We start from the raw sequence: 17,338 nt of genomic DNA on the forward strand, positions 1-17,338 counted from the left end.
GCGCCCCCCTTTCGTGCGCCGCGCCGGGCGCCGGCAAAACTGCGAACGGGCGCGCAGTTTGCGGTTTCCGCGTTTCCCGACCATCCTTACTCGGCAATAATGGACATATCCCTATCTCAGGAGGACCTGACATGCAGCTCAGCAGTAAGGTGCGGATGAACCGCCTGTTCAACAACGGCAAGTGCCTGGATGTGGCGATCGATCACGGCATCGCCAACGAACCGGATTTCTTAATCGGCCTGGAAGATATCGCACGGGTGATGGGCAACCTGATCGCCGCGCGCCCCGACGCCATTCAGGTCAACTACGGCCAGGCGGATCTGCTGCAGCGTGCGCCGCAGCGCGAAAAACCGGCACTGGTAATGCGCACCGACGTCGGCAACGCGTATAACGCCGCGCGCCATCGTGAAATGTGGGCGGTGCTGCACAACCCGGAAGCGCCGATCCTGGCGGCGCTGCAAATGGACGCCGCCGCGGTGGTGGTCAATTTGTATATGATCCCGGATGAACCCGGCATTTTCCGCCAGTGTGTGGAGAACATCGGCCGCCTGCGCCACGCCTGCGACCAATACGCCATGCCGCTGATGATCGAACCGCTGGTGATGGCGCCGGCCGGCCAGGGCGCCGCCTACGGTTCCCTGGGCGATGTGGAGAAGATCGTGCCGCTGGTGCGGCTGGCGCGTGAACTGGGCGCCGACATCATCAAGGCCGACCCGACCGATCGGGTGGAAGATTTCCACCGCGTGGTGGAAGCGGCACGCTGCCCGACGCTGGTGCGCGGCGGCGGCAAGGGGGAACTGGGCCCGGTGCTGGAGAAATCCGCCGCGCTGATGGCCCAGGGCGCCTCCGGCATGGTCTACGGCCGCAACGTCTATCAACACAGCAATCCGTCGCAGGTGGTGCGCGCCCTGATGGCGATCATCCATCAGGGCGCCAGCGGCCAACAGGCGCTGGAGATCTACCACCAGCAGTGACCCGCTTTTGTAATTAAAATAACCCCCCCGTTCCCCGGCAGCATGCTATAACCTGCTGCCGGTAACTGCAGCTTGCCTCATTCCTCGCTAGAATACGCCGTGATATCGCCATTCGGAGAACCGCCATGCCAAAACAACGGGTGCCGCTCAAGCTGAGCACCTCCATCACGCTGATGGTGTCCGCCATCATCGCTTCGGTGCTGCTGGTGGTGTTCGCGCTGTTTTTCGTGCAAATGAGCCGCGAGGGGCAAGATCAGCTGCAGCAGAAAGCCATCGCCGTCGCCAACACGCTGGCGCTCTCCAGCACCGTGGTCGACGGCCTGCAGCAGCACGATCACAGCGGTGCCATTCAGCGCTTCGCCGAGCAGGTGCGCCATCAAAACGAGCTGCTGTTCGTGGTGGTGGTGGATATGCAGGGCATCCGCTATTCGCACCCCAAACCCTGGCTGATCGGCAAACATTTTATCGGCGACGATCTGGCACCGGCGCTGCAGGGCAACGTCAACAGCGCCATCAACCGCGGCACGCTGGCCCCGGCGCTGCGGGTGTTCGTGCCTGTGTATGACGCGCAGAAACAACAAATCGGCGTGGTGGCGCTCGGCATTGCGCTGGACACCGTGCAGCGGGTGGTGGCGGAGAGCCGCTGGATCATCTATTGGACCATCGCCTTCGCCGCGTTGGTCGGCAGCCTGGGTACCTTCTTCCTGGTCTCCGCGCTCAAACGCATCATGCTGGGTTTCGAGCCTTACGAAATCTCCAACCTGTTCGAGCAGCGCAACGCCATGCTGCAATCGATTAAAGAAGGCGTGATCGCGGTCGATAATGATTCCCGCATCACCATCGTCAACGACGAGGCCAAGCGCCTGCTGCGCCAGAGCGGCCCGGTGGAAAGCCTGCTGCTGGAAGCCGCCAGCAAACATTGGCCGGCGCAGCTGCACCTGGAGGAGGTGTTAGCCAGCGGCAAGCCGCTGCGCGATCGGCAGATCAGCTTCAACGGCAGCGAACTGCTGACCAATACCGTGCCGGTGATCGTCAACGGCCAGGTGACCGGCGCCATCGCCACCTTCCGCGACAAGACCGAGGTCAGCCGCCTGCTGCAACGCCTGAGCGGCATGGCGCACTATGCCGACGCGCTGCGGGTGCAGTCGCACGAATTTATGAACAAGCTGCACGTGATACTCGGCATGCTGCACATGAAGGCCTATCAGCAGTTGGAAAACTACATCATCAACACCGCCAGCAATTATCAGGAAGAGATCGGCGCGCTGCTGCGCAAGATCCACTCGCCGGAAGTGGCGGGCTTCTTCATCGGCAAGATCAGCCGCGCCCATGAAGCCGGCATCGAACTGACCATCGAGGAAACCAGCCTGCTGCCGGAAACCGACGATGCAGAAACCACGCACGTGCTGATCAGCGTGCTCGGCAATCTGATCGAAAACGCCATCGACGCCATCGACGGCGTTGAAGGCCACGAGATCGGCCTGAGCTTCCATCACCACAACGATCAATTACACTGTATCGTCAGCGACGACGGCCCCGGCATCGATCCGGCGATCGGCGCGCGCATCTTCGAACACGGATTTTCCACCAAGGGAACGGGACGCGGCATCGGCCTGGCGCTGATCCGCAGCCATCTGGAGAAACTGGGCGGCAGCATCGATTTCGAGTCCGAACCGGGCGAACTGACCCAATTTTTCGTGCACCTTCCCTATCAGGCCAAGAGCAGAACCCATGATTAACGTACTGATTGTCGACGACGACCCGATGGTGGCAGAGCTGAACAAGTATTACCTGAGCCAGGTCAGCGGTTTTCACTGCCAGGCGACGGTCGCCACCCTGAGCCAGGCGCGCGCCCTGCTGGCCGACGCCAGCGTCAGCATCGATCTGGTGCTGTTGGATATCTATATGCAGCAGGAGAACGGGCTGGATCTGCTGCCCGGCCTGCGCGAGCTGGGCGAGAAAACCGATGTGATCATCATCTCCTCCGCCAGCGACGTGAACACGGTGCAAAAAGCGCTGCACTACGGCGTGGTGGATTATCTGATCAAGCCGTTCCAGTTCAGCCGCTTCAAGGAGGCGCTGAGCCACTACCGGCAGCAGTCGCAGATTCTAGCACAGCGCGAGTTTTCGCAGGCCGACGTCGATAGCCTGCTGCGCCGCCAGCCCGGCGGCCAGGAGAGCAAGAAGCTGCCGAAGGGGCTGACCAGCATCACCCTGAGCACGGTCTGCGAGTGGATCGAACAGCAGCGCGACAGCGAGTTCTCCACCGACAACCTGGCCAACGCCATCGGCATTTCACGGGTATCCTGCCGCAAATACCTCATCTATCTGGCGGAGAGCGGCATTCTCGGCACCCGCATTCTGTACGGCGCCACCGGCCGGCCGGTCTATTTGTATCAGCTGAAACCGGATGCGATCGCCATGTTGAAAGAGCACTGCCGCCCGGCATAAACGACGCCGGGCGCTGACGGCGCCCGGACGTTGAAGACTAGAAGTTGGGAATGTAACACTTCACCTCGCGGTGAGGATCCTTCGAGTGTATCCGCAGGCAGTGCTGCTTTCTCTGCTGCTGCGCCAGATGACGCTGCTGCCGCTTGGCGCTCTCTACCGCCTCGCGTTGCTGCTCTCGCGCCAGCGCCTGTTCATTAGCCTGCGTCAGGTGATCGACGTTCCACACCTGGTGGCGCAATGCACCGCGCTTTTTTTGGTACTCCTCGGGGACCTTACTGTCTTTCGGCGGCGCCGCGTGGTATTCCAAATCCACCCGCGCCTGTGCGAAACAAGAGCAGCACAGGGCCACGCCGGCCAACACTATCCTTTTCATCAATGATTCCTTATACATCGCTATAATCCGTGCCAACTCGCCTCAACAGCCATTCGGCGCCGGTTTTTCCTCCGAGCGCGGCTCACGCTGCCCGCCGGTGACGGGCGTTTTTCCGGGCTCAATGCCGCACTCCGCCAGCCGCGCCAGCTCTTCCGCATCGCGCTCTGTCGGCGGCGCTTCCTCGCTCATTTCCTGCCGCAGATCCTGTGCCAGCGCTTTCAGCCGTTTTTGAAACAGCACCGGCGACACCCCGTCACACTGCCTGTCGTAGCGCGCCGCGCCGGCATGTTGGCTCACCGGCAGCAATAGCAAGAGAAAGATCGCGGCCATGTCCTTCGCCATGGGCAACTCCTTTAATTACGCCGAAATAAACCGGCAGTTCCCTATAAGGAAAACGAATTGTTTGTTAACGCAAGAATAGTCGGGCCACAGCAGAATAACGGAGGAAAGGTAAACCATCCGACAATATAGACAGAACGAGCACGTTAATTTGGCAGAATATATTTAGCGGCTTAACGATCTGATATTTTCGACCAATCGAAAGTGCCGCCAATGCCGACGTTGCCCTCATTTAATACCGATGAAGCGGACTCGCCCGCCATGATACGCTGCCGCTGCTCCCGCGTTGCAGGCTGTGGCTGCGACCAGTCAGGGGAAGACGACGTCGGCTGAATCGCGCCGCAGCCGCTCAACAAAAATAACGATACCGGAACCCAACAACGCCATGTCATAGATTTCTCCTTAAAGGAAATAAAATACCCGCAGCCGACGGCGCGGGTAAATAAAAAATGACTTTCTTTAGTTTAAAAACCGCCATTATTTAATGGACATGATGCCGATGTTAATCTCTCGGTTCATCTGTTAACCTGGAATAAACATTTTTGGTTCGCCGCCAGATAAATAGCAGGCATAAAAAAGGCCGGGATAACCCGACCTTGTTTGACCGCTCGACGCGCTTAGACCAGTTCGATCACGTCGAAGTTGGCTTCGCCGCTCAGATCGGCGTCGTAGTCAACGCCCTGGAGGCCAAAGCCGAACAGGCGCAGGAACTCTGCCTTGTAGCCCTGGTAATCCGTCAGTTCGTTGATGTTGTTGTCGTTCAGCTGCTGCCAGATTTCACGGCAGGTTTCCTGCACGGCGTCGCGCAGTTCCCAGTCATCCAGACGCAGACGGTGTTTCTCGTCGGTGTCCGGCGCCACGCCGCTGAACAGCTTGGTGGCGAACAGACGCTGGATCTGCTCGATGCAGCCTTCGTGAATGCCCTGCTCCTTCATGATCTTGAACACGATGGAGATATACAGCGGCATGACCGGAATGGCGGAGGAGGCCTGAGTCACCACCGACTTGAGCACCGCAACGTAAGCCGCGCCGCCTTTGGCCTGCAGCTTCTGATTGATGGCGTGTGCCGCGCGATCCAGATCTTCTTTCGCCTTGCCCAGCGTACCGTGCCAGTAGATTGGCCAAGTCAGATCGGTACCGATGTAGGAGTAAGCGACAGACTGCGCGTTATCCGCCAGCACGCCCGCTTCGTCCAGCGCGTCCATCCACAGCTGCCAGTCCTGGCCGCCCATCACCTTCACGGTGTCGGCGATTTCTTGCTCGTTGGCCGGCTCGACCACGGCTTCAACCAGCACGTCTTTGTTGGTGTCCAACGCGACGGATTTGTACGGCTCGCCGATCGGCTTCAGTGCGGAACGCACCACTTCGCCGGTTTCCGGCATTTTACGCACCGGTGAAGCCAGCGAGTAAACCACCAGGTCAATCTGGCCCAGGTCTTTTTTGATCAGATCGATCACGGTTTGACGGCATTCGTTGGAGAATGCGTCGCCGTTGATGCTTTTCGCGTACAGGCCTTCTTCTTTAGCTGCCTTGTCGAAACCGGCGGAGTTGTACCAACCGGCAGAACCGGTTTTGCCTTCGCTGCCAGGCTTCTCGAAAAATACGCCGATGGTGGCCGCACCGCTGCCGAAAGCGGCGTTGATGCGCGAGGCCAGACCGTAACCGGTGGATGCACCAATGACCAGCACCTTTTTAGGCCCGTTTTTCAGTTCGCCGCGCGACTTAACGTAGGCGATTTGCTCACGGACGTTGGCTTCACAGCCTGCCGGGTGAGCGGTGGTGCAGATAAAACCACGAATTTTAGGTTTGATAATCATAGTAATTTTTTCTTGGTAGCTAAAAACCGAAGGACAATATACCTGATTTTCTCGATATACTTAAGAAAGTGCGAAAACAAGCGCAGTGAACAGACCAGTCGGGGCCGCAACCCCGTGCCAGTGAAGGAGCCGTACCGGGTGAATGCCATTCCCAAAATACATGCCGATGAGGCCGAGATTTCCCTCCCCCATGTCCGAGCGATGCTCGCCGAACAGTTCCCGGTCTGGGCGGCGTGGCCCATCGAGCTCGTCACCACCGGCGGCACCGACAACGTGATGCTGCGGCTCGGCGACGAACTGTTCATTCGCCTGCCGCGTACCGCCTCGGCGGCCGAAGCGCTGGCGCGCGAGAACCGCTACCCGGCATTGCTGGCGCCTCATCTGCCAGTGCCGATTTCCGCGCCCTTGGCCCAGGGCAAGCCGAACGGCCACTATCCTTTCGCCTGGAGCATCGGCCGCTGGATCACCGGCCGCACGCCCGCCAGTGGCGAGTGCAGCCCGCTGCTGGCGACGCAATTGGGTGAGTTCGTGCGCGCACTCCACGCCATCCCAACCGCAGGCCACGCGATCAGCGCTTATCGCGGCGGCCCGGTCAGCGCCAGAGACGCCCTCACGCGCGAATCCATCGCCCAGTGCGCCCCTCACCTCGACGCTGCCGCCCTGCTGCAAGCGTGGGACAGCGTGAGCCAGGTGCGGGAAAACACCGCCGGCGAATGCTGGCTGCACACGGACATTCAGCCCGGCAATCTGCTGGTCGACAACGGTGAGCTGGCGGCGGTGATCGACTGGGGCGGTATCGCCATCGGCGATCCTGCGGTCGATATGATCGTTGCCTGGAACCTGATGGGAGCGGAAGCCCGCGAACATTTCCGCCAGGCGGTGAAGGTGGACGATGAGACCTGGCGGCGCGGCCGCGCCTGGGCGCTGTCGATTGGCGTTATCGCTTACGCCTACTATGCCGATAAGGAACCTTCGCTGACGCGCACCTCACGCTACCAGCTGGAGCAGGTTGCAGCGGAGATGGGATTAACGCTATAAAACAGCAGGCCGGGCGCACTTCGCCCGGCCTGATAATCATTACGCCTTGTTCTTTTCCAACTGCTCGATCAGCGTGTAACGCAGCGATGAGGCATCGGCCGGCACGTTCTCTACCGGGGTGACGCGCACCTTCAGCCGATACTGATAACCCGGCTCGAAGGTAAAGCCTTCAATGCCGGTATAGAACAACTCCCACGGCTGCTGCGCGGAACGGCGCACCTGCATGCACTTCATCGGGCCGACGCCCACGCAGTCCACCAGCGCACTGTTCACCAGCAACACTTCCGTTTGGCTGCCTTTCTCGTTTGCGGGCTGATTCATCGAGGTTCCCTCTTGGCTGCAGCCGGCCAACGCGGCCAACGCAACAAATAACAACGCTTTAATTTTCAATGTACTGCACCAATAGTCATGTAGGTCAGGCGATCCTAACAAATTGACCGGCGGAATTGAACCTTGCTTCGTTCTTCCGCTAGCGACGATTGTTCGCGCCGATCTCCACTCAAGGAAAAAGGCCGCTGACGGCGGCCCAGTCAGATTTTATAGCGTATGCGCACGGGAAATAACCGCTGCCCCCACTAGAGCATGCTCCATCGGATGAAAAACATGCCTCCCAAATACAATATCCTGCAACTGATATTCGTAAACCGGACTGATTAAGCCCCCCTTATTGTTTACTTGACGTTTTTTAACCGACGCTTCTTGGCGTCTGCCGTATATGCCAAGATACCTCATATTATTCTGTTGAATATGCGCCAATGCTGAATCAGCTGTAACGCACTGCGCTTTATACAGACCAAGGATTTCTTTCATTTCCCTACGCCCATATCTTCAGTAAACATCCAGCACCAGTTGTGCAACGGATACTCCGGTTCACTTGCCGACACATAAATCTTTTCATTATTCCCTGCGGTATCGCATAGATTCCCGCGCATACCGTGCGTGCGACCTAAACCTGAACCATCTGCGGCATTAGGATCACCTATTTGTCCCGTTTGCCCATACATCAAAACAACACCTTGTTGCGGAACATCGGTATAGCGAATTTCGATCGTGTCATCAGAGACAAGACGAACGCGGTCAATGCCGATCGGTGTACCGTCTGCCTGCTCAGCGCTAAATCCGTAATTTGTCGATGCAACTACAAACTCAGTATTGAATTGCAGCGGGTAACCTTGCGGTAAATTGAACTGTACAAAGCTAAACTTTCCCGTTGTTGTCATCTTTATCGGGTGGAGGATATCCCAATATCCCATATCAAGAATGCCACGACGAGTTTTTTCATAGTATGCCCCCACTTTTATTTGAGATTCTTTTGTCCAGTGTGCCACATCGATAAAGTCGCAGATATAGGTTGGACAGGTGCCGGCATACGTACATTTGCCGTTGGTAACAATCTTATACTGGCGAAGCCCAATATTCGGCTTTCCTTTTAGTGCAGGATAACGCATATAGTTATTTATCTGATTTGTAATCCATACGGGCTCAACGTTAACGCCAGTGGCAGAGAGAATATCAGCGTTATAATCCGTCCGAAGTTTTTCGACGGCTGTTTCCCAAACATCAGGATTAGTTGCCAAACCGTCGTCACTGCCCCCCTGGGACCAGCCCAGGGCCGGGAAGTGGTACGCCTCCCCCATGCTTGCAAGCAGATTGATCAGCGCGACATGTTGTTTAATCATTCTATTATATGATGCACTCTCTTTTTTCAGCATATCTATAGCCGCCCCACCGGCACCATTAACTGTGTATATGTTTTTAATATCTCGATTTGGGTATGCTGATTTTATATATGCACGGGCACCAATCGCCATCCCAGAGCAGTATGTTTCACCTGATGCGTGCTCATGCATTGAGACAAGGGAATTATAGTATTCTTTTTCTGGTACTAATGTACTACATCCCGGTGTGCCAAATGACCGCAAACCACCGGCGAACATTAAACTATTGTCATCAAATGAAAAACTATGAACAACCCCATTAGTTGTCCCTATAACCTGCGACTGGCCATAAAATGCAACGTGCACAAATCCAGAAATGAAGCCAACCTTAAGCCGTTTTTCTCCACCGGGCGTCACTTTTCCGAGCATGTCTTGAATGGCAATCCTACCAAACCTTATCTTTTTGACATCAAGCTCAATGCCGTGAAGTGCGCTGTTACTATCGAGAATAAGGTGTCTACTCCCTACGAAATCTTTAATGTCTAAAGGAGAGCCGCTGGCGGGAACACCCCCACGTCCCACTGCCGATAAGGCAGATGGCAATCTATCGCTATTTAGTTCAACTACGCTCGTTTTGCCGCCGTCACCTATGCCTAACACGACACCATTTTCATCCATGACCAAAAATTCATTTTCGATATAGTCGTTAAACGCGGCAGAAACACCTGCCGCATCCTTAATTTCGAGACAGCACGACTTACCTTCTGGCGTGCCGGCCATGCCAGTTACCTCACCATCAAGATCTCCTGGCAATGTATAATATGTATTGGCACCCGTAATATTCAGGATGCTATCTGCCACCTGTCTACACATCGTAGGCAAAATAGAGGGGAATTCATCTAATTCCTCATCATGATGACTATTCAAAGAGTCATCATAGACAAGAGCATTGCCGTTTAAGTCATTTATACAAATTGAAGGGCGATGATTTCTGGCATTATATCGTTTTGACATATAATTTCCTGATAGAAATTTTACCATTAAGAGCTATCGATGGCCACCGACGATAAGGAAGGCCACTATCCTTCAGTTCAATACTGCTTGCACTTTCCTGGCGCAAACAATACTGATAGCAGTATCTAACAGAAACCCGGATGGCATGAATGAACCTATGGTGATTCATGATGAAAAAAATTGACGCCGGCGCATGACATAGACAGTATGCCTTTGGTTTTAATTAATAATCACCCTCAATTTTTGCAAACAATGCCAAGTGAATTAAATTTTAAAATGGTGATTTATGTCATCAACAAATAAAGAGATGTCACAGGAATCGACCTGGCACGCTCAGTATCTGGTTTCCTTATCGCCCTGCTTCACGTTGCTTGCAGACTGCATGTCGCCAAATGCAGGTGGTTTCAGGGAAAACTGACACATTGCTCCCCCTCCCCTTATTCTTGAACTGAAGTGCATGGGCCTGCGGCATAGCCCGGATGGTTCGATCCATCCCGACGGGTTAACGAAAAAATTTGTCGCCGCGCGGAAAACATCAGGTTTGGAGTTTCAGGAAAGCCCGCCGACGTTCCACGAGATCCGAAGCCTGTCCGGCCGCCTGTACGAAAAGCAGAACGACAAGGCATTTGCTCAAAAGCTGCTGGGGCATACAACGGAAATGATGACGCTGACATATCTTAAAACGAGGGGGAAAGAGTACGTGATGCTGTAAAAGACCGACTATCAAAATTCGGACATATTTCGGACATTTTCGGACAAACGAAAATAAATCCTTTAAAATCAACAAATCAAAAAAAGACCGAATACGATTCCTTTAATCGAGAGAAAATAAATAAAACAAGCAATTTCAAATAGATAGATTGAAATTTGATTGTAAAGCCATCAAGAACACCTTCGTTAAGCGTCTTTTGCTTTCAAATAGTTATCAAAAATCTCGGCTTGATTCGAAAAAAATTCGAACGGCTTACGCAGCTAATGCTGCACATCCCTAGAAAAAGTTCGAAAATCGTAATGGGGACCGGTCATCATAACGATGTGTGTGTATGAGCGACTCATCGTGTGTAGGTCGAAAATTTTGCCATCAGTATGATGCGATGGCAAAATATGGAAAACCAACTTTTAAGAATTTTACGCATTGAAGACCTTTATACGTTATGCATCTGTCGGTGTAATCAATACCTTGGTTCACTGGGCTGCTTTTGGACTCATGCTCTTTAGCGGCTTCTCACAATCAGTTTCTAATGTTGTCGCTTTCAGCATCGCTGTAACCGTTTCGTTCTTTGCTAACGCCAAGTGGACGTTCAAAGCGCAAGCTACAACTAACCGCTATACGGTGTATGTGTTGTTTATGGGAGGTATGGCATTCTCTGTCGGTTGGGCAGCAGATACGCTACATGCAAACCCAATTGTAACTCTCGTTACTTTTTCAGTGATCAGCCTAATCTGTGGCTTCATTTATTCTAAGTTAGTTGTCTTCAGGGAAGATAAATGAAAATTTCACTCGTAGTTCCCGTATTCAACGAGGAAGAAGCAATTCCTCTTTTCTATCAGTCTGTCCGTAAGTTCAAGCTTTTTGAGCATATAGACGTTGAGATCGTTTTCGTAAACGATGGCAGCTCAGATACGACAGAAGAAATAATTTCTTCGCTGGCTATCAATGACCCCAAGGTTAAAGCAGTGAACTTTACCCGGAATTTCGGAAAAGAGCCCGCACTGTTTGCTGGCTTGGAAGCTGCTACTGGAGATGCCATTATCCCAATTGACGTTGACCTTCAAGATCCAATTGATGTTATCCCCCACTTATTAAATAAGTGGCAAGATGGCGCAGACGTGGTATTGGCCAAGCGTATGGATAGACAATGCGATGGCAGGATGAAGAGGAAAACGGCAGAGTGGTTTTATCGCGTTCACAATAAAATAAGCAAACCAGCTATAGAAGAGAATGTAGGTGATTTTAGGCTAATGACTCGGGAAGTCGTAGAGAATATTAAGTTACTTCCGGAGAGGAACCTATTTATGAAAGGTATCCTTAGCTGGGTTGGCGGAAATGTTGCAATTGTTGAATACTCGAGAGCCGAGCGAGTCGCAGGAACCAGCAAATTCAATGGCTGGAAACTTTGGAATTTGGCAATAGAGGGAATCACAAGTTTTTCCACCTTCCCTCTTCGGGTTTGGGCGTACATTGGATTTTTTGTTGCTGCAATTTCCTTCATGTATGGCGCATGGATGATCATAGATAAGGTTATTTGGGGCAACCCGGTAGCTGGCTACCCTTCAATTATTGTTTCCATTCTTTTCCTTGGCGGTGTACAGCTTATAGGAATCGGAGTGCTTGGGGAATATATTGGTAGAATATACATTGAAACCAAACGTCGCCCACGCTATATAATAAAAAAGTGAGATGAGAATTAAAATGTTTTGTAAAATCGACAAAAAAGCACTGCTCCTTTACTCAGGGATTGCTCTTCTTTTTATTTATCCATTAATCCAAGCTGGTATTTTTTATAGGGATGATCTAGATAGAGCCATAACTGGTCAGTATGGATGGAGAGGATTAGGTCGGCCTGTTGCAGATATTCTCATGAAAGTTTTATCCGCCAGTGGCCACTATAACCTTGATCTATACCCCTATACTATGATTGCTTCCTGCTTGTTTATCGGTGGGGCATCGCTTTTACTTAGCGATCATTTATCGAGGTTAGAAGTTCCTTCACACAAATTAGTTGCGGCTCTTCTCATTTTTAATCCATTCATGCTGCAAAATATCGCTTACAGATATGACTCTTTAGGCATGTCCATCGCTTTTTTCCTAGCGGTTATGGCTTATACCTATACAGCCAGTAATCCTACCAGACAAACTTTAGTAAAACTGTTCGCTGGCGTACTATCTTTAACCCTATATCAGCCATGCGCAAATGTATTTATTGGTTTACTTGCTGTAGACGTAATGATCGCAGCAGTAAAAAATGACTGTAAAACCACTGACATTATAAAAAAAATACTTAACAAAACGGCTTTATTCGTCTCTTTTTACATGGTTTACATGTTATTCTTTGCTGCAAAAAATAATTCACGCGCAGAGATCATATCAGCTAATACTGAAGGGTTAGAGCATTTAGCCTCTACGCTTAGTTCATTAAAAAACATGGTGCTATCATATTTCTATGGCCCAGTTTATATTTATTTTTTGATTCCAGTTGTTGCTGGCTTGATTTTCATGTTGTTTGCAAATCGCCATAAGAAAAAATCTATATTATCATTCAGTCTTTATTGGGTTATTTCCATAATTATATTTTTAGTTTCACTGATGGGGCCAACCATATTTCTTAAAGACGCACCTGTATTTCCAAGGACTCTGGTCTCCTTCTCTGTGTGTCTTGTTTTTATTGCGATCCCCGTTGTTTACTTCTTACCCAAGCTGAAATATTTGTCACTTATTCCTGTTATTACAGTAATTGCATTCAGTGCTCAACTAAGCAGCGCTATTAAATCACAGCGCGAGTATGAAGATTTCATTTTCAACATGATTGGTCGCGACTTGATGACTAATAACGAAATAAAAATCATCGGGACAGTTGGCCAAGTCAATATAGATGAAAGAACTAAATTGCTAATGAGTAACAAACCATTAATAGGCTATTTCCTTAGCCCTGCATCTGAGTTTCTAGCCTCTTTCCAGCTAATTAATAAAGGGTTCCCGCAGACACTGCATGGTTACGGAAATGAACAAAACAATAAAAATGCGCTTTCTCGTATGATCAGCAGTGGGATTAAACCAATCTCAACCAATAAGGAATATTCCCTGTTCATTTCTGGTAATACAGCCATTGTATCATTGGGAACGAATAATAATTGACCTATTCAGCCCTCTACCATGAGGGCTTTATTTTGGCGGCTCCGTCCATATGACCACTTCATTTCCATTACCATCTAATTCCTGAATCTTTTGAACATACTCCATCCATGTTATCAATAATTTCTTGTCAGCATCACTGATCATCCCCAGCATTAACTGAGTCCTATTCGTGGTGCAGCAGACACAATGCCGCCCTGGTTCAGCTGGGCGATGGATCTGGCTTTGGTTTGTGGCCAGCGCCGAGAAGATCTGACTCAGATGCGTTTCAGCCATGTCGTAAACGGTCGACTGCTTGTCGAGCAAGGGAAGACGGGCGCCATGATTTCCCTACCCCTCGATCTGGAGCTGAAAATCGTAGGCCTCCGCCTCGGGACGGTGATCGATCGCTGCAGAATGGTCAGCACGACAGACTTTATGATCAGCGCAGGAATCCGCAAAAACAGCCCTGATGGCTCACTGCATCCTGATGGACTAACGAAAAAATTTGTTGCGGCGCGGAAGGCTTCAGGTTTGTCGTTCGAGGAAAGTCCGCCGACCTTTCACGAGATCCGCAGTTTGGCTGGCCGGCTGTATGAGAAGGAAAGAGGGAAAGATTTTGCGCAAAAACTGCTGGGGCATTCATCAGAAACGATGACGTTGAAATATCTCAACACGAGGGGGAAGGAGTACGTAATGCTGTAAAAGACCGAATATCAAAATTCGAGTAAATTTCGAGTAATTTCGATTTTTTATAAAAAAAGACTTATAAATCAATCACACAAAAAAAGACCGAATACGATTCCTATATTCGGTCTAGGGAAATGGCTCTTGGGAGAGAGCCGTGCGCTAAAAGTTGGCATTTAATGCAGGGCTTGTTCAGCCGTGCACTTTAAGAGTAGCCTACCGCGCCAGTTTTGCCAGCCGCCCGACGGCCACGTGATAGTCTCACGGCGAAATAACTATGCGACCAATGCGCATCAATTTACGCGCGTTGGGCAAGCCATTGGCAAACAAGCAGTTAGTCAGCGCACAGCTTCTCGGCGCGTTCGATAAACGGCGCCAGGCTCATTTTTTTCCCCGGTTCGGCAGGATCGTCCAGCACGATCACCTCCAGCGGCTGCGCGCGCTGATGGCCCTTTTTCACCTGTTGCTCCGCCACGTCGTTAAGCGGGTATTGCATCAGGGTGCTGTTATTGAGCACGAACAACGCGCCGCCGCTGCGGCACTGCAACGTCACTTCTTCCTTGGTGAACGCCCATTGCTTGCCGTACTCCAGTTTGGTGATGTTAACCAGTTTGTCTGCCGCCAGCGCGCCGGTCGCGGTTGCCAGCAGCGTAATGCCGAGTAATACCGATTTCATGTGATGGCCTTAAGGTTGCTATTCGCGTCGATTTTCCCGCAGCTTGCCCGCCTGCGGCAAGCCGAAATGTCATACCGGCGCATAGGTTGCAAATAAACTGACCAGCAGCAGCACCGCCGCTCCCAGCCCCACTTCGAGCCAGCAGGCCAGCACCAGCCCACGCTGCGCCAGCGTCGGCACGCGACTCATCGCCGGCACGATGGCGTAGCGATTGGCCAGCGCCACCATCACCATCAGCGCCACCAGCGCGGTTTTGAGCAGCAGCAGGCGCTGATAAGGCGAGCTGAGGTTGAGCGGCCAACCGCCGAGAATAATCAGGCTGTTGACGATGCCGGTGACGATCACCGCCGCCACCGCCAGGTGCCCCCAGCGCGAGAAACGGATCAGCGTAATAATGGCGTCGCTGCGCCACTGCGGCGGCGGCAGGTAGCGCAGGCAAACCAGCAGCGGTGCCAGGCTGCCGAACCAGTAGCCCGCGGCCAGCAGGTGCACCGCATGGTTGGCGCGATGCAACGCACCCAACGTGCCTTCGTGCATCGCCGCGTGGCCGATAAACGCCAGGCTCACCAGCAGCAGCGCCGAGCACAGCGCCAACGCCTGCGCACGCGGCCGTTCCGGCAGCAGCAGGCTCAGGATCGCCAGCAGCGACAGGCCCAGATGCCAGCGCCACACTTCGCCGAAGGTGGTGCCGAGCACCGCCCACCAGACCTCCAGCCGCCAGGCGTCTTCCCAACCGTCGCCCATTTGCCCGGCCTGCACGGCCAGCAGCGCCACGGCGGAAAGCCCGGCGATCCAGGTGCTGGCAAGCAGCAGCGGACGCACATCGCGGGAGAGGATCGGGGAAAGGCGCTGCGGTGACAATAAGGCGGAGAACAGACTGATGCCGAACATCAGCATCACCGCCGCAAAGTGCACCAAGCGACACAGAACGAACAGGGTCGCCAGACTCACGATCAGTTTACGGTGAAGCTGTACTGGCCTTTGGTTTTATGCCCGTCGACCGAAACCACATGCCAGCTGACGTTGTATTTGCCCGCGCTCAGCTCACCTTCGATCGGCACGTTGACCTGGGTGTTGTTGTTCGGATCGAGTTGCAGTTTACCTGTCTTCACCACGGCGTTGTCCGGGCCGGTGATTTTCACGCCGCTGAAGTTCGGCTCGATACCTTCGGAGAAGTTGAGTGTCAGCGCCTTCGGTGCCGGGCTGACGCTGGCGTCGGCCTTCGGCGTCTCCACTTTCAGGTGGGCGTGTGCCAACGCTTGCTGCGAAGAAAGGCCGACGAACAGAACGAAAATGGTGGAAAGCAGGCGATATGAGGAACGAATTTTACCGATCACAGTGGTATCCCTTAACAATAAAAAGAGGGTCATAAGGGTTAAGGCCACAGCCAAGGCGATGTATCAGCGGCCCCAACCCACCGCATATGATTGCGCCACGGGTAAACAGAAAAACGGGCTGTCTCGGCTAACCCGCTGTTTTGACTCTACCATCCCTGTAGCGTATCGCGGTAAATCATAACGACCGCACCACGGCAAGTCGAGCACATCACTGGCATTTTGCGATCCGGCAGCACGTATCGCCGTATAACCGTGATAAATGCAGGGTAAAAAAAACCGCGCGTCAGGCTCGCCCGCGCGCGGTTTTCAGATGATCGCTCAAAAATTAGGCCTGGCCGTTGTCGCCCTGACCCATCGCGCCCATTTTCTTCAGATCTTTGTCGATGAAGAACAGGCCTTTGCCGCTGGTACCCACCAGCGCCAGCTTATCCAGCACGGATTTGAACAGCTTCTCTTCTTCGTGCTGCTCCGCCACGTACCACTGCAGGAAGTTGAAGGTGGAGTAATCGTGCGCGGTCATGGCGGCATGCGCCAGTTCGTTGATCTGACGGGTGATCAGCTGTTCGTGTTCATAAGTCTGCTGGAACACGTCCGCCAGCGATTCGAACGACACCGGCGGCGCGGCGATGCTGCCCAGCAGCGGCAGTGATCCGGTATCGCTCAGGTAGTTGAACAAACGGTGCATATGCTGCATCTCTTCCTGAGAGTGCTCTTTAAGAAATGCGGCGGCGCCTTCAAAGCCTTTATCGCTGCACCATGCGCTCATCTGCAGGTACAGGTTGGCGGAGTAGAACTCCAGATTCAGTTGCTCATTCAGCTTTTGAGTCATTTCTTGCGTCAGCATAATGATTCCTTTTATTTTGCAGGTCATGAATTTAATTTCCGCGCATTATGCCCTGATACGGTAAAAATAAAAACACCTTATTCACACTCGATCCACATTTATTATAATATTCATGATAATCAATCTGATAGAATAAACAAAAAAGCCACATGAATTAATGCTGGAATTATTTCAACTCTTTATTTTAATCAAAAGGCGAATCATTCTTATTTAAAACAATAAATAAATTGCATTACTCTTGGGGGAAATATCGCCCGCGGCCGCGGCGCAACGGGCTTGCCAAGCGCCGCCCGGTGGA

At 52.6% G+C, this 17,338-nt stretch carries 19 protein-coding genes and 2 pseudogenes; 9 read left to right on the top strand and 12 right to left on the bottom strand.

Annotation, left to right across the window (positions count from 1 at the left end):
• Positions 1–131 precede the first annotated feature (131 nt).
• The 3 genes from BHU62_RS19830 to dcuR all read left to right on the top strand — a co-directional run bounded on the left by BHU62_RS19830 (position 132) and on the right by dcuR (position 3,425).
• On the top strand, positions 132–974 hold the full coding sequence (locus tag BHU62_RS19830; RefSeq protein ID WP_073533840.1) for a class I fructose-bisphosphate aldolase: 843 nt from the start codon (positions 132–134) through the stop codon (positions 972–974).
• A gap of 125 nt (positions 975–1,099) precedes the next feature.
• Positions 1,100–2,713, top strand: a complete 1,614-nt coding sequence (locus BHU62_RS19835; protein WP_073533841.1) for a sensor histidine kinase — start codon at positions 1,100–1,102, stop codon at positions 2,711–2,713.
• Positions 2,706–3,425, top strand: a complete 720-nt coding sequence (gene dcuR / locus BHU62_RS19840; RefSeq protein WP_073533842.1) for a two-component system response regulator DcuR — start codon at positions 2,706–2,708, stop codon at positions 3,423–3,425. Before BHU62_RS19835 ends, dcuR begins: the two co-directional genes overlap by 8 nt.
• Before the next feature lie 37 nt (positions 3,426–3,462).
• Here the strand turns inward: dcuR and BHU62_RS19845 are convergent, their stop codons facing one another.
• The 4 genes from BHU62_RS19845 to fabV all read right to left on the bottom strand — a co-directional run bounded on the left by BHU62_RS19845 (position 3,463) and on the right by fabV (position 5,954).
• Positions 3,463–3,798, bottom strand: a complete 336-nt coding sequence (locus tag BHU62_RS19845; protein WP_073533843.1) for a hypothetical protein — start codon at positions 3,796–3,798, stop codon at positions 3,463–3,465.
• A gap of 42 nt (positions 3,799–3,840) precedes the next feature.
• On the bottom strand, positions 3,841–4,140 hold the full coding sequence (locus tag BHU62_RS19850; RefSeq protein ID WP_073533844.1) for a hypothetical protein: 300 nt from the start codon (positions 4,138–4,140) through the stop codon (positions 3,841–3,843).
• 170 nt (positions 4,141–4,310) lie between these two features.
• Entirely contained in the window at positions 4,311–4,529 is a 219-nt protein-coding gene (locus BHU62_RS19855) for a hypothetical protein (protein ID WP_073533845.1), read from the bottom strand.
• Between the two features lie 225 nt (positions 4,530–4,754).
• Positions 4,755–5,954 (bottom strand): enoyl-ACP reductase FabV, encoded by a 1,200-nt coding sequence (fabV, locus tag BHU62_RS19860; RefSeq protein WP_073533846.1) that lies wholly within the window; start codon positions 5,952–5,954, stop codon positions 4,755–4,757.
• Between the two features lie 138 nt (positions 5,955–6,092).
• On the opposite strand from fabV, the gene BHU62_RS19865 reads away from it, so the two are divergent.
• Entirely contained in the window at positions 6,093–6,992 is a 900-nt protein-coding gene (locus BHU62_RS19865; protein ID WP_078062087.1) for an aminoglycoside phosphotransferase family protein, read from the top strand.
• Between the two features lie 39 nt (positions 6,993–7,031).
• Here the strand turns inward: BHU62_RS19865 and BHU62_RS19870 are convergent, their stop codons facing one another.
• From BHU62_RS19870 to BHU62_RS19880, 3 genes are all read right to left on the bottom strand, one after another.
• Positions 7,032–7,382 carry a DUF4377 domain-containing protein gene (locus tag BHU62_RS19870; RefSeq protein ID WP_073533851.1) on the bottom strand — a complete coding sequence of 117 codons (351 nt, stop codon included), beginning with the start codon at positions 7,380–7,382 and terminating at the stop codon, positions 7,032–7,034.
• A 147-nt stretch (positions 7,383–7,529) separates the two neighbouring features.
• On the bottom strand, positions 7,530–7,802 hold the full coding sequence (locus BHU62_RS19875; RefSeq protein ID WP_073533854.1) for a hypothetical protein: 273 nt from the start codon (positions 7,800–7,802) through the stop codon (positions 7,530–7,532).
• Positions 7,799–9,664: a hypothetical protein gene (locus BHU62_RS19880; protein WP_139282301.1), complete on the bottom strand. Its 1,866-nt coding sequence runs from the start codon at positions 9,662–9,664 to the stop codon at positions 7,799–7,801. Before BHU62_RS19880 ends, BHU62_RS19875 begins: the two co-directional genes overlap by 4 nt.
• Before the next feature lie 466 nt (positions 9,665–10,130).
• Here BHU62_RS19880 and BHU62_RS19885 point away from each other — a divergent pair.
• The 4 genes and pseudogenes from BHU62_RS19885 to BHU62_RS19900 all read left to right on the top strand — a co-directional run.
• Positions 10,131–10,376, top strand: a pseudogene (locus BHU62_RS19885) (tyrosine-type recombinase/integrase); the annotation flags it as partial.
• 423 nt (positions 10,377–10,799) lie between these two features.
• The gene (locus tag BHU62_RS19890) at positions 10,800–11,156 is read left to right on the top strand and encodes a GtrA family protein (protein ID WP_073533859.1); all 357 of its coding nucleotides are present in this window, start codon (positions 10,800–10,802) and stop codon (positions 11,154–11,156) included.
• On the top strand, positions 11,153–12,064 hold the full coding sequence (locus BHU62_RS19895) for a glycosyltransferase family 2 protein (RefSeq protein WP_073533861.1): 912 nt from the start codon (positions 11,153–11,155) through the stop codon (positions 12,062–12,064). The genes BHU62_RS19890 and BHU62_RS19895 overlap by 4 nt, the downstream gene beginning before the upstream one ends.
• Positions 12,065–12,077: 13 nt before the next feature.
• Positions 12,078–13,520, top strand: coding sequence for a glucosyltransferase domain-containing protein (locus tag BHU62_RS19900; RefSeq protein ID WP_073533864.1), 1,443 nt, complete (start codon positions 12,078–12,080; stop codon positions 13,518–13,520).
• Between the two features lie 27 nt (positions 13,521–13,547).
• Here BHU62_RS19900 and BHU62_RS25615 read toward each other — a convergent pair whose 3' ends face one another.
• On the bottom strand, positions 13,548–13,793 hold the full coding sequence (locus BHU62_RS25615) for a tail fiber assembly protein (RefSeq protein WP_139282303.1): 246 nt from the start codon (positions 13,791–13,793) through the stop codon (positions 13,548–13,550).
• Between BHU62_RS25615 and BHU62_RS19910 the strand changes: the two are divergent.
• Positions 13,686–14,201, top strand: a pseudogene (locus tag BHU62_RS19910) (tyrosine-type recombinase/integrase); the annotation flags it as partial. The gene BHU62_RS25615 and the pseudogene BHU62_RS19910 sit on opposite strands and share 108 nt — an antisense overlap.
• Before the next feature lie 316 nt (positions 14,202–14,517).
• On the opposite strand, the gene BHU62_RS19915 reads toward BHU62_RS19910, so the two are convergent.
• From BHU62_RS19915 to ftnA, 4 genes are all read right to left on the bottom strand, one after another.
• On the bottom strand, positions 14,518–14,859 hold the full coding sequence (locus tag BHU62_RS19915; RefSeq protein ID WP_073533871.1) for a YebY family protein: 342 nt from the start codon (positions 14,857–14,859) through the stop codon (positions 14,518–14,520).
• Between the two features lie 69 nt (positions 14,860–14,928).
• Entirely contained in the window at positions 14,929–15,810 is an 882-nt protein-coding gene (gene copD / locus BHU62_RS19920; protein ID WP_073533874.1) for a copper homeostasis membrane protein CopD, read from the bottom strand.
• A gap of 2 nt (positions 15,811–15,812) precedes the next feature.
• On the bottom strand, positions 15,813–16,196 hold the full coding sequence (gene yobA / locus BHU62_RS19925) for a CopC domain-containing protein YobA (RefSeq protein ID WP_236720690.1): 384 nt from the start codon (positions 16,194–16,196) through the stop codon (positions 15,813–15,815).
• A 325-nt stretch (positions 16,197–16,521) separates the two neighbouring features.
• Complete coding sequence (gene ftnA / locus BHU62_RS19930; RefSeq protein ID WP_073533879.1) at positions 16,522–17,040, bottom strand: non-heme ferritin; 519 nt, start codon at positions 17,038–17,040, stop codon at positions 16,522–16,524.
• Positions 17,041–17,338 lie beyond the last annotated feature (298 nt).

Source organism: Serratia marcescens, from assembly GCF_001902635.1.
Classification (GTDB): Bacteria; Pseudomonadota; Gammaproteobacteria; order Enterobacterales; family Enterobacteriaceae; genus Serratia; species Serratia marcescens_F.